Here is a 22,613-nt window from a genome sequence, read left to right as displayed (position 1 = left end):
ATCCGACCGACGCTCAGTCGGCGATCGCCTCGCTCGCGTCCGCTTCCACCGCGGCCTCCTTGACCCAGAGGTCGTCGAACAGGTCGTCCTGCTCGAGGGTCACCCGACCGCGATGAGCCAGAAAGAGCAGCGCCAGATAGCTCATCACGCGCGAGCCGCCGACCGAATCGATCTCGGCGAACAGCACCTCCTCGCGCCCGTTCTCGTAGTGGGTCTCGAGTTCGCCCTCGACGTCGTCGATGACCGCCTCGATGTCCTCCTCGTGGGTGGTGTGGGTGACGTCGTCGCTGGTCGGCTCGTCGTCGACCCGGAAATCGTCGCCCGAGCGGTAGTCCAGCTCCTGCATCCCCCGATCGTACCCCGACGGCGAGTCGCTCGTGTCGTAACTGCGTGACTCCTTCCACCAGGTGTCTCGCTCGGCGGTCCGGAGCTCCCGGACCAGTTCGTCCAGCGTCTCGGGCTTCCCGCGGGCGTGTTTGCGCTCGAGGCGTCGTTCCATCTCCGCCTCGAGGCTCTCGACGGGGTCGAACCCCGTCGGGTGGCCCGCCTCGCCCTCGGCGTCCATCGCGGGGTCGTCGGCGAACGGTGCCTCCCAGGGCGGCAACTCCTCTTCCTCGGGTTCGTCGGTCGCGAACAGTTCGTCGCTTTTCAGCCGCAGGAGGACGCTCGCGTAGAACAGCGCCCGGCCCGACGTCCGGAGGTCGGCGTCCTCGATCGCCTCGAGGAACTTGTCGGTGACCCGGACGACGTCGATGTCCCAGGGGTCGATCTCGCCCTCCTCGGCGAGTTGGACCAGCAGTTCGACGGGTTCGACCTCCTCGTCGTCCGTCCCATCGGCGGCACCGGTGACCTCCGCGTCCACCTCGTCCTCGGAGAACTCGAGGACGGAGTCACTGGTCTCGGGCGCGTAGCTCCCGGTGTCCGTCTCGTCGTCGCCACTCGAGTCCGCGTTTCCTGGCCGCTCGCGGTCCTCGTGGCCCGCGATGTCGAGTGGGATCTCGTCGCCGCCGTCGGTGTAGAACTCGTCGCGATCGGCGTCGTCGCTTTTCCCCGGCGCGTCGCGCCGCGCTCCGCTCGGCTCTCCGGAGTCGCTTCGCGACTCCCTAGTCACTCGCGGGCACCTCCTCACCGCCGTCGCCGCCGTCGCTGAGATCGATCCCGGTCACCGCGCTGACGTTGTCCCGTTGCATCGTCACGCCGATGGCCCGCTCGGAGCGATCGAGCATGGCCGAGCGGTGGGAAACGACGACGAACTGCGCCTCGCCGGCCAGTTCCTCGACCATCTCGCCGACCCGCTCGGCGTTGACCGCGTCGAGGAAGGCGTCGATCTCGTCTAACGCGTAGAACGGGGCCGGGTTGTGCCGCTGGATCGCGAAGATGAACGCGAGTGCGGTCAGGGACTTCTCGCCGCCGGACATCGCGTCCAGTCGCTGAATGGGCTTGTCCCCCGGCTGGGCCTTCATCGTCAGCCCGCCGTCGAAGGGGTCGTCTTCGTCCTCGAGATGGAGGCTCCCGGTCCCCTCCGAGAGCTGCTCGAAGATCTCGGTGAAGTGGCCGGCGATCGCCTCGTAGGCGTCCATGAACGTCCGTTTCTTCTGGGTCTCGTACTGTTCGATCCGGTCGCGGATACCGTCGGCCTCCTCGACCAGCGTCTCCCTGCCCTCCTCGAGGTCGTCGAGAGCCGACCGCACCTCGTCGTACTCCTCGATCGCGAGCATGTTGACCGGCTCCATCGCGCCCATGTCGGACTGCAGGAGATCGATGGTCTCGAGGACGGTCTCGTGGTCGGGCACGTCCTCGGGGTCGTAGTCGCCGACCGCCGATTCCAGCGACTCGATCTCCCACTCGAGGCCGTCGGCCCGCTCGCGGGCGTCCTCGAGCTTGCTCTCGACGGTGTTGACCCGATCCTGCTGCCTGTCCCGTTCGGTCCGGGCCTCGGCAAGTTCCTCCTTGCGATCGCTGCGTTCGGCTTTCAGCTCCGTCAGCTCCTCCTCGAGTTCCGCGACGGCCGCGCGTTTGGCCTCGAGGTCCTCGCGCTTGCCCTCGATGTCGATCTCGTACTCCTCGATCCGCTCCTCGTGGTCGGCCTTGCGGTTCTGGGCGGCCTCGATGTCGTCGTGGCGGTCCTCGATGGCGTCCTCGGCGTACTCCTTCTCGAGGGCGAGTTCGTTGATCTCGCTGTCGATCTCGGCGATTCGGTCCTCGCGCTCGTCGATCTCGGCCTCGAGAACCTCGATCCGATCGGTCAGTTCGGGAATCTTCGAGTCCGCGAGTTCGGCCTCGAGGTCGTCGATCTCGGCCTCGATCTCCTCGATCGCGGCCGTCTTTTCGTCGATCGTCGCCGAGATCTCGTTCATCCGCTCGTCGACCGACTCCCGCTCCTCGCGTAACTCTTCGAGTTCGGCCTCGAGGTCGTCGATCTCGGCCTCGATCCGCTCGCGTTTCTCGTCGAGGCCCTCGAGTTCGGCCTCGATCGAGCGCACCTCGTCGGCGGCGTCGGTCTTGCGGTCGCGGGCGTCGTCGAGTCGCTCCTCGACGCCGCGCAGTTCCTCGCGCAGTTCCTCGCGTTCCTCCTGGAGCTCGGTGATCCGTTTGGCGACGCGCTCGAGTTGGCCCTCGCCGCCGCCGGTGAAGGAGTACCGGGAGCCGCCGCCGGAGCCGCCGGTCATCGCGCCGCTTTTCTCGACTACGTCGCCGTCGACGGTGACCATCCGGTAGTCGCCCATATAGGAGCGGGCGGTCTCGATGTCCTCGACGACCAGCGTGTCGCCGAGGACGTAGGAGAAGACGCCGGCGTACTCCTCGTCGAAGTCGACGAGGTTGTACGCGAAGTCCACGACGCCGGGATCGCTGGGGGCGTTGGGCAGCCGGCGCTGGCTCATGTCCGTCAGCGGCAGGAACGTCGCCCGACCGGCGTTGCGCGATTTGAGGTGTTCGATACACTGCTGGCCGACGACGTCGTCGTCGACGACCACGTTCGCCAGCCGCCCGCCGGCGGCGGTCTCGCAGGCGACCGCGTACTCGCCGGGCACCGTGCCGAGCTGGGCGACCGCGCCGTGGACGCCGCCGATCCCCGCGTTCAGGATCGTCGTCACCGCGCGGCCGAACGAGGAGTCGCCGCTCTCGCCGGCCTTTGCCTCGAGTTCGGCGTACTCCTGTTGTTTGGCCTGAATCTCGTCGTCGAGGTCGTCGAGGGCTTCCTGAAGCCGGCGCTTCTCGCCTTTCAGATCGTCGACGACGTCGGCGATGTTCGCCCGGTTCTGCTCGGCCTTCTCGAGTTCCCGCTCTAAGTCGGCCCGCTGGTTCTCGATCTCGGGAAGTGACTCCCGCTTTTCCTCGATCGTCTCCTCGGTCTCCTCGATGGTGGTCGAGCGCCGCCGGGCCTCGTCGAGCAGGCGGTCCTGCTCGCGCTGGCGGTCGTTCTTCTCGGTTTTGGCCGCCTCGAGATCGTCCTTGCGGTCGGCGAGATCGGCCTTGAGTTCGTCGAACTCGGTGTCGACGGCCTCGATCTCGGCCTCGAGGTCGTCGCGCTCGGCCTCGCGCTCCTGAATTTCGGTCTTGATCGAGGCCTTCTCGAGTTTGTGTTCCCGGATCTCGCCCTCGAGGTCGTCGATCTGCTCTTGCTTGCGGTCGATCTCCACGAAGGCCTCGCGGCGGTCGGCCTCGGCGGCCTCGATCTCGGCCTCGCTGGACTCGATCTTGTCCTCGAGCCGCGAGATGTCGCCTTTGAGTTCCTCGATCTCGCTTTTGATCCGGAGCTGTTCGTCCTCGCCTTTGCGCTCGATCTCGTCGTTGATGTCCTCGAGGTCCTCCTGAAGCCGGACGACTTTCCCCTCGCGTTCGTCGAGTTCGCGCTGTCGTTCCCGGAGTTCGTCCTCGCGGTCGTCGATCTTGCCCTCGACCGACTCGAGTTCGTCGCGTTTCTCTTCGAGCTCGCTGGCTTTCTTGTAGCCCTCGTACTCCTCTTTCTCGCGGCGCAGGCGACGATACCGCATCGCCTCGCGGCGCTCGTCGGCGAGTTGCTCGAGCCGGTCGCGTTTCTCCTCGATGCGGAGTTCGGCCTCGTCGATCCGTTCTTGGACCGTCTCGAGTTCCTCGAAGGCGTCTTCTTTCTTCGCGTCGAACTCGGCGACGCCCGCGATCTCGTCGATGATCTCCCGGCGGGCGTAGGGGGTCATGTTGATGATCTCGGTGACGTCGCCCTGCATGACGACGTTGTACCCCTCGGGAGTAATTCCGGCCTGAGCCAGCAGGTCCTGGATGTCCGAGAGGTTGACCGAGCGGTCGTTGAGATAGTAGTAGGAGTAGTAGTTGTCCTCGGTCTCTTTGACCCGGCGACGGATGCGGATCTCGTCGACGTCGCCGACATCCTCGCTGCCCGCGGCGTTGACGACCTGCGAGCGGGTCAGCGTCCCGTCGGCGTTGTCGAGGACGACCTCGACGGTCGCCTCCCGAGGGCCGCTGGAGCCGCCGTCACCGTCTTCGTGACCGGGGTTGTAGATGAGATCGGTCAACTTCTCCGCACGGATCCCCCGCGTTCGGGCCAACCCGAGCGCGAACAACACGGCATCGATGATGTTGGACTTGCCGGAGCCGTTGGGCCCGGTCACGACCGTGAAGTCCTCGTAGAACGGGATCTTCGTCTTTCGGCCGAAGCTCTTGAAATTATCGAGAACGATCGACTTGATGTACATTCTTTGTCCGAGCCCTCCTCACGCACGCGGCCGCCGGAGGCCGCCGTGTCCCCCGACCGCGGCCGCTGTTGCAGTTACGCGACGATGATGTCGTCGCTACCTGAGTCTTCCGCTTCCTCCTCGGTCGTCTCCCCGTCGCCCTCGGCGTCGGCCGCCGCCTCGGCGACTTCGCCGGGCTCGGCCTCCGGCGTCTCGTTCGTCGCCGCTCCCGCCTCGTCGCCCCGGCGGTCGGGGACCCGTGTCGGCGTCTCGGCGTCGAGTTCGGCCTCGAGGACCCGAATCCGCTCCTTGGCCTCGATGAGTTCGTCCGTCAGGCCCTCTACCGTCGACTCGAGTTCCGCGACCGTCGATTCGAGCTGCTCGACGCGATCGTTCGACATATCAACTAGGGGTCCGGCCGGCCACATAAACGTACGTCAGACTCACATAGAGAATCTTATATGTGGGTCGGCTCCAGAAGCGGCCGGTCGCCCCTCGGTCCGACGACGACGACCGCAACACTGTTGAAAACACGGTATCGAACTGACAGTATGGCACTCTCGCCGGATCGACGGCTCCAGTTCCGGATCGTCGGTGCCCTCGCGCTGGTGGTCGGCGTCAACGTCGGCGTCCTCTCGGTTCTCGCCTGGAGCGGGCTCCGCGTGGCGGCGGCGAGCGGCTGGTCCCGCCCGGCCGTCGTCGGCGTTCCGGCCGTCGTCGGAGCGGTCCTCCTCGGAGCGGTCGGTCTCGTCGCCCTGCAGGCGGGATACGGCTCGCGATCCGCCGTCGCCGGGCTCGAGGTGACGGTGCCCGAGGGGGACGGCCCGAGAAACGTCGCCGGACGCGTCCGACGGCTGGCGACGCAGGCGGCCGTTCCGGTGCCCTCGGTGGCCGTCGCCGAGCGCGCCGAACCGACCTGTCTGACCGTCGGGAGCCGCCGCTCGCCGACGATCGTGGTGACGAGGGGGCTGCTCGCGGAACTCGATGACGACGAACTCGACGCGGCCCTCGCCCACGAGGTCGCACACGTCGCGAACCGGGACCTCCCGGTCGTCACGGCCGTCGCCGCGACCGTCGCGATCGGCGATCGATTGCTCGATCGCGAGCGGTTGCTCCGTCGCGTCCTCGAGAACGCGGTGTTGCTCGGCCTCTTCACCGGGGTCGGTATCTTCGTCCTCGCGGTGCCGATCCTCGCGATCGGGGTCGCGTGCCTCGTCGTGAGCGCGGTCGCGCGGGGGCTGCTCGGCGTGAACGCGATCGCGCTCGGCCTGTTCGCGAAGGCCCGCGAGTACGCCGCCGACCGCGGCGCGAGTCGGCTCACCGGCGATCCGGCCGCGCTGGCGAGCGCCCTCGAGACGCTCGCGGATCCGCGCCCCGAACGGGACGCCCGACTGCACGCGAGCGCGACGCTGGGGATCGTGTCGCGACCGTTGCCCGTCGCGGAAGACGATGACGACGGCGAGGCCCACTGGGTCGAACGGTATCTGCCGCCGGTCTCGCTCGAGGGGCCGGCGGAACCGCGCGGGCTGAACCGGGGGCTAGTGTGGCTCCACGTGCGGCTCGTTCGCCCGACGGCCGCGGCCGTCCGTCGGCTGCTCCGGTGGCGGCCCGCGACGCATCCGTCGACCGAGGCCCGGGTCGAGGAGCTACGGGCGCTCGAGCGGCGTCGGCACGAGGACGCGTGAGACTCACTCGGTGTCCGCCGCGGGCAGTACGACCGAGAACGTCGACCCCTCGCCCGGTTCGGAGTCGACGCGGATCTCGCCGCCGTGGCGTTCGGCGATGCGCTGACAGAGCGCGAGCCCGATCCCGGTACCGGAGTGGGCCTCGCGGCTGTGGAGTCGCTCGAAGACTTCGAAGATGCGGTCCTGCGCGTCGGGGTCGATTCCGATCCCCTCGTCGCGGACCGAAATTACCTGCTGCTCGCCGCGTCGTTCGGCCGAGATCTCGATCCGCGGCGGGTCGTCGCCGCTGTACTCGAGGGCGTTACCCAAGAGGTTCTGGAACACCTGTCGCAACTGGCTGGCGTCGCCTTCGACCCGTGGCAGCTCCCCGACCTCGACCGTCGCGTCGGTCTCCTCGAGCCGTAACTGTAGGTCCTCGAGGACGTCGTCGAAGACGGTCTCGAGGGCGACGGGCTCGAGCGGGTCGCCCTGGGTTTCGACCCGCGAGTACGCCAGCAGCCCGTCGATCATGTCGCGCATCCGTTCGGCACCGTCGACGGCGTACTCGAGGAACTCCCGGCCGTCCGAATCGAGCGCGTCGGCGTAGCGGCCCTCGATCAGCTGGAGGTAGCTCGAGACCATCCGCAGAGGTTCCTGTAAGTCGTGGGAGGCGGCGTAGGCGAACTGCTCGAGGCGTTTGTTCGACTCCTCGAGGCGATCGACGGTCTCCTCGAGTCTGCGCTGGTACTCCTTGCGCTCGGTGATGTCGTGGGCCATCGTCACGCCGGCGAAGACGTCGCCGCGGGTGTCGGTGATCGGGACCGTGTAGACGACCCACTCGCGACCGGCGTACTCGAGCTCGACCGTCCGCTGCTCGCCCGCGAGCGCGCCACGGAGCGCCGGCTCGAGCGCGTCGCCGGTCGTCTCGCCCCAGGCGCCCCTGTAGTGGTTGCCCTCGATGTCGGCCGGATCGACCTGAATCTTCTCGAAGCCCTGGCCCGCCGCCAGCGTGTACTCGAGATCGTGGTCGAACAGCGTGACGACGCCGTTCGGGAAGTTCTCGGCCAGGGTGCGATAGCGCTGTTCGGACTCCTCGAGTTCGCGCTCGCGTTTCTTGCGCTCCGTGATGTCACGGTCCGAGACGACGATCGAGACGACGTCGCCGTCGTCGTCCGTGACCGGCCGGAAGACGCCCTTGAGGGTGTATCGCTCCCCGTCCGGTCGGGCGAGATCGGCCTCGAAGGTGACGTACTCGCCGTCGGCGGCCCGTTCGGTCCACTCCCTGACGTCCGGTCGAACGTCCGCGGACTCCCCGCCCCACCACGGCGTCTCACAGAACTGTTCGCCGATCACGTCCGTCAGGTCCGCGTCGACGTACTCCATGGCCGTCCCGTTGACGTCGATCACCGTCCCGTCGGGCTCGAGCAGCCCCACGAGGATGTTCGGGTCCTCGAAGATGGCCTCGAAGCGCCGCTCGGTCCGCTCGAGTTCGCGTTTCCGTTCCCGGCGCTCGGTGATGTCCCGGAAGTAAACCGAGATACCCGTCTCTGAGGGGTAGAGGTTCGCCTCGACGCGGAAATCGAGCGTTTCGTAGTAGAGTTCGTAGCTGGTCGGTTCCTGGGTCTCCAGCGCCGCGTGGAAGGCGTCCCAGACCTCGTCGATCTCGCGGAGGTCGGGGAACACGTCCCAGAGGCACTCCCCGAGCAGTTCCTCCTCGGAGCGTTGCAGCAGTTCCGCCGCGCGATCGTTGACGTGGGTGAACCGGAACTCGTCGTCGACCGCGTAGAAGGCGTCTGAGATTCGCCCGAGGATGCGCTGGAGTTCGCTCTCGAGTTCGCGTTCGCGCTCCCGGCGGTCCGTCATGTCGCGGGTCACCTTCAGATAGCCCCGATGGGTGCCGTCGTCGTCCCGGACCGACGTGATCGTGGCGGTCGCCCAGAACCGCGTGCCGTCCGCGCGAACGCGCCACCCCTCGTCTTCGACGGAGCCGTTCTCGAGGGCCCGCTCGAGGTTCCGCTCGGGAACGCCCGCGGCCCGGTCCGCGTCGGTGTAGAACCGCGAGAAGTGTTCGCTCAGGATCGTCGCGCGCTCGTAGCCCTTGATCTGGCGCGCGCCCTCGTTCCAGCTGACGACGCGCCCGTCCGTATCGAGTCGGAAGATGGCGTACTCCTCGACGGCGTCGACCAGCGACCGGAACGCCGCTTCGCGCTCCCGGAGCGCGCCCTCCGACTCCTTCTGGTCGGTGACGTCGTAGTAGAACTCGACCCGTCCGCCGGCGAACGCCCCCGATTCGATCGGCTTACTCCGGTAGGAAAGCCAGCGCTCCTCCCGGTCGCCGTCGCCGGTGACCCGACACTCGAACCCGTCGACGTAACAGCCGTCGTGGTACGACGAACGGACCGTCGTCGCGAACGATTCGGGGTCCTCGACGCTGGACGCGAGATCGTCGACGACCGATCGGCCGTCCCGCCCGATGAGGGTCGCGCGATCGACGCCGAAGTACTCCTCGACGCTCTCGTCGGCCCACTCGACCTCGCCCCCGTCGCCGAGGACGACGACGCCGATGTCGGCCCCGTCGATGATACTCGTGATCGACTCGTAGGACGCGATCGCCGACGCGAGCGTGTCCTGTCGACGGCGCTTCTCGGAGCGGTCGCGGGCGACGCCGAGCGTCCCCCGGAACTCGCCGTCCTCGAGCAGCGGGTTGACGCGGAGTTCGAAGGGGATCGCGTCGCCGTCGGCGGTTCGAACGGCCAGTTCGAACGTCGCGATCACGTCGTCGTCCGCGTCGATCCGGGCCGCGACCTCGCGTTCGATACGGGCCACGTCGGCGTCGGCGAAGACGAGCGAGACGTGTTCACCGAGGAGGTCCTCGCGGGCGTAGCCGGTCGCCTCGACGATCACGTCGTTGACCGCGACGAAGCGACCGTCGGCGTCGAGCTGGTAGATCGCGTCGTCGATCGTGTTCACGAGCGTCCGATAGCGCTCGAGCGCGACGCCGTCGTCGGCGTCGCCCCAGAAGGCGTCCCCGTCAGCACCCGCTCGCGTACTCATGCTACGTCGAACACCGTAGAACGGCAAAAAACGCTCGCCGGCTCGCGTCGCTCGATGCGAACCTCGAGGACAGGTCCGTCAACCGGCCACGCACCCGGTAGCGAGCCCGCTGTTAACATGTACACGTTCGCCTATTTGGATTGGTAGTGTTTCTCATAGGTATGGCGAGACAGCCACTGAACGGTGAATACTATCGATGACGACTGGACTAACCGACGCGATGGAGACCGGTGGAATCGATCGACGAACGCTTCTGAAAACCGTCGGCGGCTCGGCGCTTGCGGTCGCACTGGCCGGGTGTACGGAACTCCTCGAGGGCGAGGACGATCCGCTGGCGGACGCCGACGTTCCGGACGAACCGGTCGAATCCGGACTGCAGACGTTCACCGAGGGCGCGCCGTCGGTACTCGGCGTTCAGGCCCGGTACGGTGCCGAAACCGCGGTCAGACGGATCAACGAAAACGACGGGATCGCCGGGCGGCAGATGAACCTCGACGTCGTCGAGGAGAGCGACGCGTATCTCACCAACTATCAGCAGTTCGTCGACGACGGGAAAGACGTAACCTTCGGTCCGATCTCGAGCAGCGGTCACGCGGAGATGGTTCCGGAGATCGAAGCCCAGGAAGTCATCAACGTCTCCACCGACGGGACGGTGACGACGCTCTACGAGGAGGACTTCCCGGACGTGACCTACTCGTTCCGGTTCCAGAATCACGACGTGATGGAGGCGCTCGCGGCGGTCGAGCAGGCGGTCGAAGTCCTCGGCGCGGACTCGATCGACACGTACGCCGGAATCAACCCCAACTACGCGTTCGGACAGGACGAGATGGAGCTGTTCTCGGCGGGAATCGAACAGCTCACCGGGGCCGAAGAGGTATACAGTGGCTTTCCGGATCTGGGGACAGGTGACATGTCAACTCACATCACCGAGGTCAACAGTGAGGCCCCCGACGTCGTCTTCTCGAGTTGCTGGGGCGGCGACGCGACGCTGCTGCTCGAGCAGGGCCACGCCAACGACATGTTCGACGCCATCGACGTGCTGGTCGGACCGGTCCTCTATGGCTCGGCCAACGACCTGAGCGAGGACCTGGTTCGGGGACCGATCTACTCGGGATCGCGGAACTTCTACTGGGGCGAGCCCTCGACCGACCGGTGGAGCCCGGCCGCGGACCTGGTCGACGAGGTTCAAAGCGAGTACGGCGTCGTCCCGACGGCCCACTTCATGAGCGGCTACGGCGCGGTGACGGCGTGGGCCACGGCCGCCGAGAAGGCCGTCCGTCTCCTCGGCCGCTGGCCGGAACAGGAGGAACTCGCCATGGTCCTCGAGAATCACGGCTTCTTCACGCCGGCGGGGTACCACACCATCGGCGCGGACCATCAGGGCTACTCCAACGCCCACTTCGGCGAACTGACCTGGTCGGACGAACACGACGCCGCGGCGCTCGCGAACGTGAACGTCTTCGCCGCGAAGAACGTGTCGCCGCCGCCGGGCGAGATCTCCGCCGACTGGATCGGGAGCTGGTAACCGCCGTGCGAAATCGCTTCCAGTAACTATGCTCGAACACGTACTCAACGGGCTCTACTACGGCTCGGTGCTGTTCATGATCGCGTCGGGGATGACGATCATCTTCGGCGTGCTTGGCATCCTCAACCTCGCACACGGCGAACTGTACGCGCTGGGTGCGTTCTGTGCCTTCAGTATCGTCGGCTTCTTCGCCGGACAGGTCGCGGCACCGACCGGACCCGTGACGGCGATCGTCTTCGCTCTCGTCGTCCTCGCCGGCTCGCTCGCGGCCGCGGCCGTGTTGTTACCGGTCGGCGGCGCGCTCGAGGCGACGTTCGTCAGACCGATCTACGACCGGGACGAGGTTTACCAGCTCCTGTTGACCTACGGACTCCTGCTGGTCCTCACCGACGTGATGAAGTTCGTCTGGGGGCCGTCGCCGGTCGACGTGGGGGTTTTCAGCGGTATCAACGAGATCCCGACGACCGAACTCGTCGGGTTCAGCTACCCCTCGTACAACGTCCTCGTCATCCTGATCGGCGTCGCGGTGTTTGGCTGGCTCGTCTGGTTCTTCGATCGGACGAAGACCGGCCGTATCGTGCGGGCAACTGCAATCAATCGCGAGATGTCGACGGCGATCGGCGTCAGCACGGACCGCATGTTCACGCTCGTGTTCGCGATCGGTGCGTTCTTCGCCGGGTTCGGCGGCGCGATGGTCAGTATCGGCCCGGGCAGCGCCTCCCTCGGTATGGGTCTCAGGTGGCTGGTGCTGTCGTTCGTCGTGATCGTCATCGGCGGGCTCGGCAGCCTGCGGGGCGCGTTCGTCGGTGCGCTGCTGGTCGGCGTCTCCAGCCGGATCGTGACGCCGTACTTCCCGCAACTCGAGTTGGCTGTCCCGTTCTTGCTGATGGTGCTCGTCCTGCTGGTCAGGCCCGAGGGCCTGTACGGAACGTGGGGTGAGATACAATGAGCCGCTTCCTCGTCGACCGGGACGGCGAGACCCGCGTCCGGCTGTCGGAGGGGATGGAACTCACCAAGACGCAGTCGGTGCTGGCTGTCGTCGGGCTCGTCGTCCTCTTTGCGGTACCCGACATCACGCGGCTCACCGGCCTCTCGTTCCAGGCGATCCACCGCGGGATCCTCTTCGGCCTCGCCGCGGTCGGTTTGAACCTGCTGTTGCGCCACACCGAACTGGTTTCGTTCGGCCACGCGGCGTTCTTCGGCGTCGGCGCCTACGGTGCCGCGGTGCTGGCGTCGCACTTCGAGGTCTCGAGCGGCCTCCTGTTGCTGCTCGGCGGCGTCCTGGCGGCGACCACGATCGCGGTGCTGATCGGGTACTTCGTCTCCGGCTACCTCGACATCTACTTCGCGCTGCTGACGCTCGCGTTCAACCAGGTCCTGTACGCGTTCGTCCTGCAGAGCGGCTACTTCAATTACAGCGACGGGCTCAGCGTCCGCCCCGACGGGCTGAATCCGCCGACGCTGTTCGGCCTTCAGTGGACGTCGACGGGGTACGACCTGATCCTGTACTACTTTACGGTCGTCGTCCTCGTCGGCTCGCTGCTGGTGATGTGGAAGCTCGTCAACTCGCCGTTCGGCCGGGCGCTGGATGCGATCGGACAGGACCGAACGCGGGCCAGGTTCGTCGGTATCCCCGTCGAGAAGTACGTCTGGATCGCGTTCGTGATCTCGGGGATCTACGGCGGGCTCGCCGGCGGGCTGTTCGCGCTCCTGCAGTTACACGTCAGTCCGGATCCGACCCTCTACGCGTTCGTCTCCGGCGAGATCCTGTTCATGGCGATCCTCGGCGGGTTCGGAACGCTCGTCGGGCCCGTCGTCGGCGGTGTCGTCCTCGTCTACCTGCTGATTCAGGCGCCGTTCTACGTGGAGTATTACAACGCCGTGACCGGACTGGTGTTGATCGGAGTCGTCCTCTTCCTGCCCGAGGGAATTCTGGGGTCGGTCCCGAAGATCGGCACCGGACTGGCACGACGCCGTCGCGACCCCGGACTGCTCCGGGACGACATTGCGGCGATCGGGTCGTCGATCCGGCGAGGCGTGACTCGCGCCGTAACTACCGTTCGAATCATCGTTTTCGGGGTGAACTGAGATGCTCGAAGCACGAGACCTTCGCAAGGAGTTCGGAGAACTGCGCGCCACCGACGACGTCTCGCTGACGTTCGGCGAGACCGCCGGCGAAATGGTGTTCATCGTCGGCCCCAACGGGGCCGGCAAGACGACGCTGATCAACCTGTTGACCGGGCTGCTCGAGCCCGATCAGGGGTCGGTCGTCGTCCACGGCGAAGAAAACGGCACGCCCGTCGAGGAGGACATTACCGAGATGGCTCCCGAAGACCGAGTCAAACAGGGGCTCGTCAGGAGCTTCCAGATCGTCCACGTCTTCGAGGAGATGACCGTCCGGGAGAACCTCCGCGTCGCGGTCCTCTCCCGCCACGGGAAGACGTTGAGCATGCGCTCGGTCGACGACGGTCACGAGGGGGTCGAACGCGAGATCGACCACCTCCTCGCGCAGTTCCGCCTCGAGGACGTCCAACACGAGGTGGCCGAGACGCTCCCCCACGGCGACCGGAAACTGCTGGACGTGGCGATGTCGTTCGGCCTCGATCCGACGTACCTGCTGCTCGACGAGCCGACGGCCGGCGTCGCGACTCGTGAGAAGGAGTACGTCATCGAGACGATCGTCGAGGCCAGCGAGGCCGACGGCGTGACTACGGTGACGATCGAACACGATATGGACCTCGTCAAGGAGTACGCGGACCGCCTCGTGGTCCTCCACGAGGGCGCGGTCTTCCGGGAGGGCGACCCCTCCCTGCTCGAGACCGACTCGGAACTCCGGCGCGTCCTGCTTGGGGTGGACGAATGAGTACGCTCGGCCCCGGCTCCGACGCCGGACCCGGTGGGTCCGACCCGCTGCTCGAGGTGTCGAACCTCACGGCGACCGTCGAGGGGTTCGAGGTCACCCACGGGATCGACCTCGAGGTCAACGAGGGCGAAGCCGTCGCGCTCGTCGGCCGCAACGGTGCCGGGAAGACCTCGACGTTCCGATCGATCATGGGACTCACGCCGGTCGCGAACGGATCGATCCGACTGCGCGGCGAGGAACTGCTCGATATGCGGCCCGAGCGGATCCCCAAGCGGGGGATCGGCTATCAGCCGGAGAGCCGAGACCTCTTTACCGGGATGACCGTCGAGGAGAACTTCCGGCTCCCGGTCTGGACCGCGGGGAAGGCCCGCGGAATCGAGGACGAAGACGCCGTCGTCGAGGACGTCTTCGACCTCTTCGACGAACTCGAGGAGCGACGCGACGCCGAAGTACAGAACCTGAGCGGCGGTCAGGGGAAGATGACGGCGATCGGCCGGGCGCTCGCGCTCCGGCCGGACCTGCTCATCCTCGACGAGCCGCTCGAGGGGCTCGCGCCGGTGGTCGTCGAGAACGTCAAGTCCTACATCCGCGAGATCATCGACCGTGACATCTCGGTACTCATCGCCGAGTCGAACGCGAGTCACGTCCCGGAGATTGTCGACCGAATGTACGTGATCGAACGCGGCGAGATCGTCGACAGCGGCGATCCCGAGGCGCTCTCGTCCGACGAGGAGATCCAGATGCTGATGCAAGGCGGCGGCGAGTGATCGCGCCGCCGTACTGACCCCGTTCGATTGGTCGTCCCGTTTTCTCCGGTGCCGTCGACGGTCGAAGCGGTACCGGATCCGCAGCACTAGAGTGACTGACGGTCCGCGACGGATCGCAAGCGACGAGTCAGAACTGTCGGTCTTAGAGCCGCTCGTCGTCGTCCATTCGATCGATCGCACCCATCGCCGCCTCGAGGACCTTCCGTTCGCTCCGGCGGAGGTTCATCGAGACGGCCGTCTTCGAGATATCGAAGTGGTCGGCGAGTTCCTCGAGCGTCGTCTCCCGCGGCGTCTCGTAGTAGCCCTCTCTGGACGCGACTTCGAACGTTTCACGTTCGGTTTCGGTCAGTGAACGACACCCCTCGAGCAGGCTCATCGCGCTCTCGGAGTGTTCGAGGAGATCGAACAGCGTCGAGGGGCCGACCCGATCGCGGTTCTCGACGCTGAAGTCGTTGTGGCGCTCGAGTTCGGCGAGGGTCCGGTCCTCGTCGTCGTCCGCGTCGAAGCCGACGTGCCACCGTTCCCGTCCGTTCTCGATTCGGAAGGGGCCGGTGATGTAGCCGCCGTTCCGCTGGATCGTCCGCATCGCGTTGGTCTGCTCGATCTTCGTCCCGATCTCGGCGACGTTGTCCCGCTTCGAGAGGATATAGCAGTTCGCCATGTTCGGGTGGGCTCTGAGCGCGCGGAGGCCGTCGTCGAGCGCCCCCCTCGACCCCGCCTTGGCGATGAGCCGCGTCTCGAGTTTGGCGGCGTCAGTGTCGAGCTGCCACTGGACGGCCGAGAACCCGACGTCTACATCGTCGGTCGTGTCGATAAACGGACAATCATACTGCCGCATATCGAGATCGAGATCGATCATCGCTAGGGAGACATAGACTCCCATACAAGGTCTTAATAGTTGCTATAATACATCATGATCAAACGAACGTTCGCCAATATATTGTCCATCTAGCGTTGCGCATCCGCAGTGTAGTTCGATAATTCGATTGCGAGCCTTTCCGAGACACGACCGTCCGAAACGTGTTGTTGACATGTGAACAGCGATGTTTTAGAATGAGACTGAGTAACAGGTGTGAGTGTGACGATGTCCCAGAATCAACTTTCACCACCGACGGTCTCCGACGAGGAGATCTACCGGTTCCCCGACGATTCGTTCACCGACCGCAACGTCTGTCTCGTGACGGGTGCCGCCTCCGGCATCGGCCGAGCGACCGCGCTGGCCGCCGCCGGAAACGGCCTCACCGTCGCGGCGACCGACGTCGACGAGGACGGCCTCGCCGGGACGATAGCTCGCGGCGAGGACCTCGGTCTCGAGGGCGAGATCGAGGCGATCCCCGGCGATCTCACGGTCGACGACGACATCGAGCGGATCGTCGACGAGGCCGCGCAGGTTGGCGATCTCAAGTACCTCGCGAACGTCGCCGGGATGCAACACATCGACCCCATCGACGAGTTCCCGATGGAGACCTACGACACGATGCATCGGATCATGCTCCGGGCCCCGCTGTATCTCTCGAAGCTGTGTCTCCCTCACTTCCGGGAGACCGCGGACGGCCGGGGCTGTGTCGGCAACATGGCGTCGGTCCACGGCCACTACGTCACCAGCGACAAGGTCGCGTACAACGTCTCGAAGTTCGGCCTGCGGGGACTGACCCAGTCGATCGCCGCCGAGGGCGACGGGAAGATCCGGGCGTTCTCGCTCAGCACCGGCTACGTGAAGACGCCGCTGGTGACCGCCCAACTCGAGGACACCGCCGAACAGCGCGGCATCTCGGTCGACGAAGTGATCGAGGACGTGATGCTCGGCCAGTCCCGGGTCACGGAGATGATGGAACCCATCGACGTCGCCAATCTCTTTCTGCTCGGCTTCTCGGATCTCGGCCGGCATCTCGACGGCGGCGACCTGTTGTTTGATGGTGGCATGACGCTAACCTACGAGTGACAATGTCCGGGAACACGAGCCCCAGCCTCGAGGACATCGACGAGATCGCCCACGAACCGAGCCGGGAGTTCCTCGAGTCGACGAACGTCTACGAGTTCATGCAGACGTACGGGATCGACGACTACGAGGAACTCATCGAGCGAACGACGACCGATCTCGAGGACGAACCCGAAAGCGGCGTCGACTGGTTCTGGGACGAACTGGTCGATTACCTCGGGATCGAGTTCTACGAGGACTACGACGAAATCCGGGACGACAGCGAGGGTCCGCAGTTCACCGACTGGTACCCCGGCGGCGAACTCAACGTCGCCCACAACGTCGTGGACCGCCACGCCGCCCTCGAGGAGGAGCGCCGAAACAAAGTCGCCACGATCTGGGAAGGCGAACACGGCGAGGTCCGCGAGGTCACGTACCACGAACTCCACCGAGGGGCGAATCAGGTCGCGAACGCGCTCGAGGAACGCGGCATTGGCACCGGCGACACGGTCGGGCTCTACATGCCGATGGTGCCGGAGGTCGTCTCGATCCTCTATGGCTGTTTCAAGGTCGGCGCCATCGCGGTGCCGATCTTCTCGGGCTTCGGCGTCGACGCGGCCGCGACCCGACTCGCGGATTCGGAACCGACCGTCCTCTTCACCGGCGACGGCTTCTATCGGCGCGGCGACCCGGTCTTCCTCAAGTCCGCCGCCGACGAGGCCATCGACGAGGCCGGTCACGTCGAACACACGATCGTCTTCGATCGACTCGGCTCGAGCGACGACCGGAGCGAACGCGAGATCCCCTGGGACGACGACCGCGACGAGTGGTGGGCCGACGCCGTCGAGACGGCCGACGACGAGTACGAGACGAAGTCGCTGCCCTCGAGTCAGGAGTCGATGCTGCTGTACTCGTCGGGCACCACGGGCAAGCCCAAGGGGATCGTCCACACCCACGCGGGGGTCCAGGTCCAGTGTCCCAAGGAGGTCCACTTCGGGATGGATCTCGAGCCCGCCGATCGGTTCTTCTGGGTCTCCGACATCGGCTGGATGATGGGGCCCTGGAGCCTGATCGGGACCCACACCTTCGGCGGCACCGTCTTCATGTACGAGGGCGCGCCGGACTACCCCGAACCGGATCGCTTCTGGGAGATGATCGACCGCCACAAGCTCACCCAGTTCGGGATCTCGCCGACCGCGATCCGCGCGCTGCGCAAACACGGGGACGAGTGGCTCTCCGGCCACGACCTCTCCTCGCTGCGGATCCTCGGCTCGACGGGCGAGCCCTGGGACCCCGAATCCTGGCACTGGTTCTACGAGAACGTCGGCGACGGCGAGGCCCCGATCGTCAATATCTCCGGCGGCACCGAGATCTGTGGCTGTTTCCTGATGCCGCTGCCGACCGAACCGCTCAAGCCCTGTACGCTCGGCGGCCCCGGCCTCGGGATGGACATCGACGTCGTCGACCGCGAGGGGAATTCGGTCAAAGAGGACAACGAACGCGGCTACCTCGTCGCCCGTGACTCCTGTCCGTCGATGACCAAGTCGCTGTGGTCCGGCGACGAGCGCTACCTCGAGGAGTACTGGTCGACCTTCGAGGACATGTGGGACCACGGCGACTGGGCCCAGAAGGACGCGGACGGCTTCTGGTTCCTCCACGGTCGGGCCGACGACGCACTCAACGTGGCCGGCCGCAAGGTCGGCCCCGCGGAGGTCGAAGGCGCGCTCATCGACCACGAGGCCGTCAACCAGGCCGCCGCGATCGGCGCGCCCGACGACACCACCGGGACCGCCGTCGTCGCCTACGTCGTCCTCGAGGACGGCGTCACGGAGGCGGACGACCTCCGCGAGGAACTGCGCGCGCAAGTCGGCGAGGAGTTGGGCAAGCCGTTCCGCCCGCGCGAGGTCCTGTTCGTCGACGAGTTCCCCAAAACGCAGTCGGGCAAGATCATCCGCCGGGCCATCCAGGCGACCTACACCGGCGAGGACTTAGGCGACATGAGCAGCATCGAGAATCCAAGTGCGCTCGAGGAACTCGAGGACGCGCGGTAGCGCCACCGACGCGACGCGGCTCGAGGCGGCCACGACGAGACCGCACTCTCCGTGTGACACGCGGTCCCGTTCCGAGATCGATCTCGAGTCATTCAAACCCCTGTCCGAGTATCTGGGGATATGACCGACGACGAGTCACGCGATCACGTCGTGCCCGGCAGCGAGGAGGAGCTGTCGACGGCCGACGTTCGCGGCTACGACTTCCGCGGCGAGTTCGACTTCGGTGAACTGCTCGAGTCCTACGAGACGACCGGCTTTCAGGCGACCCAGCTCGCGGAAGCGATCGACATCGCAAAGCGAATGCGAGACGAAGACGCGACGATCTATCTGACCTGTACGTCGAACATCATCTCCTCGGGGCTGCGCGAGGTCGTCGCCGCGCTCGTCCGCGAGGGGTACGTCGACGTGTTGATCACGACCTCCGGATCGCTCACCGAGGACGTCATCAAGACGGCCAAGCCGTTCAAGATGGGCGAATGGGATGCCGACGAGGTCGAACTCCGCGAACGCGGGATCAACCGCCTCGGCAACATCTTCGTTCCCTCCGACCGGTACGTCTGGCTCGAGGAGTACCTCTATGACTTCTTCGACGACTTCTTCGCGGAGGAGAAGATCCGGACCCCGACGGCCTTCGCCCGCGAACTCGGCGAGACGCTCGAGGACGAGGACTCGGTGCTGAAACAGGCCGCCGACAACGACGTCCCGGTGTACTGTCCGGCGCTGACCGACGCCGAGGTCGGCAACTTCCTGTACTACTACCGCCAGGGGTACGACTCGGAGGTCGGCATCGAAATTCTGGACGACTACGATTCCCTGATCGAGGACGGCCTGTTGGCCGACACCACCGGTCTCATCGCGGTCGGCGGCGGCGTGCCGAAACACCACGCGATCATGACGAACCTCTTCCGCGGCGGCGCCGACTACGTCGTCTACATCTCGACCGGTATGGAAGGCGACGGCTCGCTGTCGGGCGCGCCGCCGAACGAGGCCGTCTCGTGGGGCAAAATCAAGGAGGCCGAGAAGAACTACACCCAGATCGAGGCCGAGGCGACGCTCGTCTTCCCGCTGCTTGTCGCCGGTGCGTTCGACTTCTGAGGGCCCGTCCTCGAGTTGCGGTACCGACGGACTCCGTCCCTCACGTTCAAACCGCGTGTTTCTACTGTCGCAGTAGCGCCGGGGAGTCGTCGTCGAGGACGCTCGCTAGCCAGATAACTCGAGTCGGGCGGGCGGCCGGCAGCCGGCAGCGTCGCGATCGGGTCCGCGCGGATCCGATCGGCTCCCGAGAACCGGCGTCGACCGGAGCCGTGCATCGCTGCGCTTACCGGCGGCGGTACAGCCACGCGCTCCCGGCGATCGCCGCAACTGCTGCCCCGAGGCCGAATCCAGGCTGTTCGTCGGTCCCCTCATCCGCCGATTCGTCCGCGGGAGTAACGACCGCCTCGTATCCCTCGAGCGACGTGTTCGCGTCCCAGACGATGCGTCCGTCCGTTCGCTCGCTCGGCTCCGGCGTGGACGCCGAGAGCGAGTAGCCCTCGGGGAGAGCCATCACGACGGGCCGCTCCGACGTGAAGCCACTGGCGAACGGCTCGGTGACAGTCAGCCGATCGTCGTCGGTAGCCGCGAATTCGGTCCAGGTCGCCGAGACGGAAACGATACCGCGATCGGTCCCTTCGTCTGTCTCGAAGGACGTGCGCGTGTCTTCGATCGCCATCTCGCGACCGGTCTCGTTGGCCGCGCTCGTCGCGACCGTCTGCAATCGCCGTTCAGTGCGGGTTTCGAGTTGACTCCGTTTCGTCTCGTTCGCCTCGAGCGATTCGAAGGCCGCCCGATCCGCCTCGTCGCTCAGGTCGAACGTGACGTGGACGATCACCGTCGCGTCGCCGTCGGAATCGAGAGCGACCTCGAACGCTGAGTCGGCGTCGGTTTCCTGCGAGCGAGCAGTGCTGTGCGCGCCGTCGAGGGACGCAGCGACGCTCCCCGTCAGGAGCAGTCCGACGAGGACGACTGACAGGAGTCCCGCTCGATACGTGCCGTTCGGCAGCAGTCGGTCCCGGTCAGTTCCACGCCTCATCGATCAAGTTCGTCGTCTTCGTCGTCGTCCTCGTCGTCATCTTCTTCGTCCTCGTCCTCGTCGTCCGCTTCGTCATCTTCTTCGTCCTCGTCTTCGTCGTCCGCTTCGTCATCTTCTTCGTCCTCGTCTTCGTCGTCCGCTTCGTCATCTTCTTCGTCCTCGTCTTCGTCGTCCGCTTCGTCATCTTCTTCGTCCTCGTCTTCGTCGTCCGCTTCGTCATCTTCTTCGTCCTCGTCTTCGTCGTCCGCTTCGTCATCTTCTTCGTCCTCGTCTTCGTCGTCCGCTTCGTCATCTTCTTCGTCCTCGTCCTCGTCGTCCGCTTCGTCATCTTCTTCGTCCTCGTCTTCGTCGTCCGCTTCGTCATCCCCGTCACTCTCGAGGTCGAACTCGAGTTCGGACTCGAGTTCGCCACGGAGTACCTCGATCTCGAGTTCGTCGGTATCGTCGTCGAGAGCGAACGACATCGTGCCGTCCTCGCCCGTCGTCCCGACCGTCTCGTCGTTCGCGACGACGGTCGCGCCTGCGACCGGGCTCTCGTCGAACGTCGCAGAGACGGTGACGGTACCGTTGTCGACGGTCGCGTCGGCGTCGAACTGTGAGTCGTCGTTCTCGTCGTCGTTCTCGTCGTCGGACTCTTCGGCGAACTCGAACTCGAGTTCGCTCTCGGCGTCTCCGCGTTCGGCTTCGATCTCGGCCTCGTCGCGCGGCAGGGTGATCGTGAGTTCCCCGTCGCCATCGGCCTCGCCGACTGACTGGTCGTTGACGGTGACCGACACGTTCGCTGCCGGCTGGCCGTTCGCGAGCAACTGCAGCGTCACCTCCTCGCCGGGTCCGGGTGAACCGGACGCGACGAGAACGACGAGGCGCTCGTCGTCCTCGTCGTCCGCATCGTCTGCTTCGTCTTCGTCTGCTTCGTCTTCGTCTGCTTCGTCGTCCGCATCGTCTGCTTCGTCGTCCGCATCGTCTGCTTCGTCGTCGCCTCGAGTTTCGATCTCCTCCTCGAGTTCGAAGACGGTACCCGTCTCGCCGTCGACGCTCGCCTCGGCCTCGCCGGCCTCGGTTCCAGTCAGGACGAACTCGAACTCGTAGACGCCGTCGTCTTCGTCGGTTTCCGCTTCCGCGAGCGTCCAACTACTGTTTCCGTCCGCCGCGGAGAGAGCGTCGGTGGCCGCGGCGAGCGCGTCCGTCTGGGAGATCGCCAGCGATCCGTTCCCGTCCCGAGGTCGCTCGTATTCCCGACTCCGTTCGCCGTCGTCGGTCTCGACCTCGATCGAGACGCCATCGTCGGTCTCGATCTCCGCGTTCCCGCCCGCTTCGCCGGTGAACTGTCGGAGTAGCGCGTCGGTACCCGAACTCGTGAGATCGGCGACCGTCGCCCGCTGGTCGGCGATCTCGTCGCTCGTCACGTTGGCGGCACGCCGGTCGACTTCCTCGACCGATGCGACGCGTTCCTCGAACCGATCGTAGCTCGAGACGACGTTTTGCGCCCGCGTGTTCAGCGACGCGAGCCGCTGGGCGTATGCCGACTCGTCGATCTCGCCGGCCTCGTACGCTTCGGTCGCGCTCTCGTACTCGGCTCGGAGCGTCGCCGACCGGTTCTCGAGAGCCGCCGCACGCTCGGCGATCGCGGTCGCGCGGTCGGTGTCGTTACTCCGGTTCATGCGTTCGTCGAACGCGGTGTTCTCGAAGTCACTGCGCACGTCGTCGCTGGTCGCGGTGACGACCGTCGACAGCTGCGCACCGGTCGTGACGGTCACGGAGGTGTCGTTCGGTTCGTCTTGACTCGATTCCGTCTGGGTCGCCGTTCCCACGACGACCGCCGGGCCGAGAACACTCGTACAGAGTACCACGGCCATCGCGACGATCAGTAGTCGTCGATTTCTCATCGATCGTATCACGGGCCATCGGCCACATAAACCGGGCCGATACTGGGCTCGATTCCCGCCGAGTTGCACTGACGAAGACCACGTCCCCCGCCCGTTTGCACCGATTTGCACTCGTTTGCGGCGCTGGGACAGTACGCTTAT

The 22,613-nt window shown here is 66.0% G+C and carries 16 protein-coding genes; 9 read left to right on the top strand and 7 right to left on the bottom strand.

Annotated features, from left to right (window positions below):
• Positions 1–13: 13 nt before the first annotated feature.
• The 3 genes from A6E15_RS12540 to A6E15_RS12530 all read right to left on the bottom strand — a co-directional run bounded on the left by A6E15_RS12540 (position 14) and on the right by A6E15_RS12530 (position 5,074).
• Positions 14–1,111 carry a segregation and condensation protein A gene (locus A6E15_RS12540; protein WP_175607254.1) on the bottom strand — a complete coding sequence of 366 codons (1,098 nt, stop codon included), beginning with the start codon at positions 1,109–1,111 and terminating at the stop codon, positions 14–16.
• Positions 1,104–4,694 (bottom strand): chromosome segregation protein SMC, encoded by a 3,591-nt coding sequence (smc, locus tag A6E15_RS12535; RefSeq protein ID WP_076146665.1) that lies wholly within the window; start codon positions 4,692–4,694, stop codon positions 1,104–1,106. Before smc ends, A6E15_RS12540 begins: the two co-directional genes overlap by 8 nt.
• Positions 4,695–4,768: 74 nt before the next feature.
• A complete protein-coding gene (locus tag A6E15_RS12530) occupies positions 4,769–5,074 on the bottom strand; it encodes a DUF7518 family protein (RefSeq protein ID WP_076146664.1) in 306 nt (101 codons plus the stop codon).
• Positions 5,075–5,224: 150 nt separating this feature from the next.
• Here A6E15_RS12530 and A6E15_RS12525 point away from each other — a divergent pair, with 150 nt between their 5' ends.
• The gene (locus A6E15_RS12525) at positions 5,225–6,358 is read left to right on the top strand and encodes a M48 family metallopeptidase (protein ID WP_076146662.1); all 1,134 of its coding nucleotides are present in this window, start codon (positions 5,225–5,227) and stop codon (positions 6,356–6,358) included.
• 3 nt (positions 6,359–6,361) lie between these two features.
• Here the strand turns inward: A6E15_RS12525 and A6E15_RS12520 are convergent, their stop codons facing one another.
• Complete coding sequence (locus tag A6E15_RS12520; RefSeq protein WP_076146660.1) at positions 6,362–9,391, bottom strand: PAS domain-containing sensor histidine kinase; 3,030 nt, start codon at positions 9,389–9,391, stop codon at positions 6,362–6,364.
• A gap of 196 nt (positions 9,392–9,587) precedes the next feature.
• Between A6E15_RS12520 and A6E15_RS12515 the strand changes: the two genes are divergently transcribed.
• From A6E15_RS12515 to A6E15_RS12495, 5 genes are read left to right on the top strand one after another with little or no spacing between them, the layout of a single operon-like run.
• The gene (locus A6E15_RS12515; protein ID WP_076146658.1) at positions 9,588–10,916 is read left to right on the top strand and encodes an ABC transporter substrate-binding protein; all 1,329 of its coding nucleotides are present in this window, start codon (positions 9,588–9,590) and stop codon (positions 10,914–10,916) included.
• A 28-nt stretch (positions 10,917–10,944) separates the two neighbouring features.
• On the top strand, positions 10,945–11,865 hold the full coding sequence (locus A6E15_RS12510; RefSeq protein WP_076146656.1) for a branched-chain amino acid ABC transporter permease: 921 nt from the start codon (positions 10,945–10,947) through the stop codon (positions 11,863–11,865).
• Positions 11,862–13,004, top strand: coding sequence for a branched-chain amino acid ABC transporter permease (locus tag A6E15_RS12505; protein WP_076146655.1), 1,143 nt, complete (start codon positions 11,862–11,864; stop codon positions 13,002–13,004). The genes A6E15_RS12510 and A6E15_RS12505 overlap by 4 nt, the downstream gene beginning before the upstream one ends.
• Before the next feature lies 1 nt (position 13,005).
• The gene (locus A6E15_RS12500; protein ID WP_076146653.1) at positions 13,006–13,779 is read left to right on the top strand and encodes an ABC transporter ATP-binding protein; all 774 of its coding nucleotides are present in this window, start codon (positions 13,006–13,008) and stop codon (positions 13,777–13,779) included.
• Positions 13,776–14,546, top strand: a complete 771-nt coding sequence (locus tag A6E15_RS12495; protein ID WP_076146651.1) for an ABC transporter ATP-binding protein — start codon at positions 13,776–13,778, stop codon at positions 14,544–14,546. Before A6E15_RS12500 ends, A6E15_RS12495 begins: the two co-directional genes overlap by 4 nt.
• 142 nt (positions 14,547–14,688) lie before the next feature.
• On the opposite strand, the gene A6E15_RS12490 is transcribed toward A6E15_RS12495, so the two are convergent.
• On the bottom strand, positions 14,689–15,405 hold the full coding sequence (locus tag A6E15_RS12490; protein WP_076146650.1) for a helix-turn-helix domain-containing protein: 717 nt from the start codon (positions 15,403–15,405) through the stop codon (positions 14,689–14,691).
• 225 nt (positions 15,406–15,630) lie between these two features.
• On the opposite strand from A6E15_RS12490, the gene A6E15_RS12485 reads away from it, so the two are divergent.
• The 3 genes from A6E15_RS12485 to A6E15_RS12475 all read left to right on the top strand — a co-directional run bounded on the left by A6E15_RS12485 (position 15,631) and on the right by A6E15_RS12475 (position 19,610).
• Complete coding sequence (locus A6E15_RS12485; RefSeq protein ID WP_076148330.1) at positions 15,631–16,488, top strand: SDR family NAD(P)-dependent oxidoreductase; 858 nt, start codon at positions 15,631–15,633, stop codon at positions 16,486–16,488.
• A 2-nt stretch (positions 16,489–16,490) separates the two neighbouring features.
• Positions 16,491–18,515, top strand: a complete 2,025-nt coding sequence (locus A6E15_RS12480) for an AMP-binding protein (RefSeq protein WP_076146648.1) — start codon at positions 16,491–16,493, stop codon at positions 18,513–18,515.
• Between the two features lie 120 nt (positions 18,516–18,635).
• Positions 18,636–19,610, top strand: a complete 975-nt coding sequence (locus A6E15_RS12475) for a deoxyhypusine synthase (RefSeq protein WP_076146646.1) — start codon at positions 18,636–18,638, stop codon at positions 19,608–19,610.
• A 223-nt stretch (positions 19,611–19,833) separates the two neighbouring features.
• On the opposite strand, the gene A6E15_RS12470 is transcribed toward A6E15_RS12475, so the two are convergent.
• Both A6E15_RS12470 and A6E15_RS21010 read right to left on the bottom strand, forming a co-directional pair.
• Positions 19,834–20,586 (bottom strand): DUF7345 domain-containing protein, encoded by a 753-nt coding sequence (locus A6E15_RS12470; RefSeq protein ID WP_076146645.1) that lies wholly within the window; start codon positions 20,584–20,586, stop codon positions 19,834–19,836.
• Complete coding sequence (locus A6E15_RS21010; RefSeq protein WP_175607253.1) at positions 20,583–22,472, bottom strand: hypothetical protein; 1,890 nt, start codon at positions 22,470–22,472, stop codon at positions 20,583–20,585. The genes A6E15_RS12470 and A6E15_RS21010 overlap by 4 nt, the downstream gene beginning before the upstream one ends.
• Between the last annotated feature and the right edge of the window lie 141 nt (positions 22,473–22,613).

Source organism: Natrinema saccharevitans, from assembly GCF_001953745.1.
Taxonomy (GTDB): domain Archaea; phylum Halobacteriota; class Halobacteria; order Halobacteriales; family Natrialbaceae; genus Natrinema; species Natrinema saccharevitans.
Note: the sequence above shows the minus strand (reverse complement) of the source record. Positions and strands in the feature narration are given on the sequence as shown.

Bases quoted from the DNA above. Each gene is read 5' to 3' on its own strand.
- smc (WP_076146665.1), bottom strand. From the start codon at position 4,694: ATGTACATCAAGTCGATCGTTCTCGATAATTTCAAGAGCTTCGGCCGA.
- A6E15_RS12530 (WP_076146664.1), bottom strand. From the start codon at position 5,074: ATGTCGAACGATCGCGTCGAGCAGCTCGAATCGACGGTCGCGGAACTC.
- A6E15_RS12525 (WP_076146662.1), top strand. From the start codon at position 5,225: ATGGCACTCTCGCCGGATCGACGGCTCCAGTTCCGGATCGTCGGTGCC.
- A6E15_RS12520 (WP_076146660.1), bottom strand. From the start codon at position 9,391: ATGAGTACGCGAGCGGGTGCTGACGGGGACGCCTTCTGGGGCGACGCC.
- A6E15_RS12515 (WP_076146658.1), top strand. From the start codon at position 9,588: ATGACGACTGGACTAACCGACGCGATGGAGACCGGTGGAATCGATCGA.
- A6E15_RS12510 (WP_076146656.1), top strand. From the start codon at position 10,945: ATGCTCGAACACGTACTCAACGGGCTCTACTACGGCTCGGTGCTGTTC.
- A6E15_RS12505 (WP_076146655.1), top strand. From the start codon at position 11,862: ATGAGCCGCTTCCTCGTCGACCGGGACGGCGAGACCCGCGTCCGGCTG.
- A6E15_RS12500 (WP_076146653.1), top strand. From the start codon at position 13,006: ATGCTCGAAGCACGAGACCTTCGCAAGGAGTTCGGAGAACTGCGCGCC.
- A6E15_RS12495 (WP_076146651.1), top strand. From the start codon at position 13,776: ATGAGTACGCTCGGCCCCGGCTCCGACGCCGGACCCGGTGGGTCCGAC.
- A6E15_RS12490 (WP_076146650.1), bottom strand. From the start codon at position 15,405: ATGATCGATCTCGATCTCGATATGCGGCAGTATGATTGTCCGTTTATC.
- A6E15_RS12485 (WP_076148330.1), top strand. From the start codon at position 15,631: ATGTCCCAGAATCAACTTTCACCACCGACGGTCTCCGACGAGGAGATC.
- A6E15_RS12480 (WP_076146648.1), top strand. From the start codon at position 16,491: ATGTCCGGGAACACGAGCCCCAGCCTCGAGGACATCGACGAGATCGCC.
- A6E15_RS12475 (WP_076146646.1), top strand. From the start codon at position 18,636: ATGACCGACGACGAGTCACGCGATCACGTCGTGCCCGGCAGCGAGGAG.
- A6E15_RS12470 (WP_076146645.1), bottom strand. From the start codon at position 20,586: ATGAGGCGTGGAACTGACCGGGACCGACTGCTGCCGAACGGCACGTAT.
- A6E15_RS21010 (WP_175607253.1), bottom strand. From the start codon at position 22,472: ATGAGAAATCGACGACTACTGATCGTCGCGATGGCCGTGGTACTCTGT.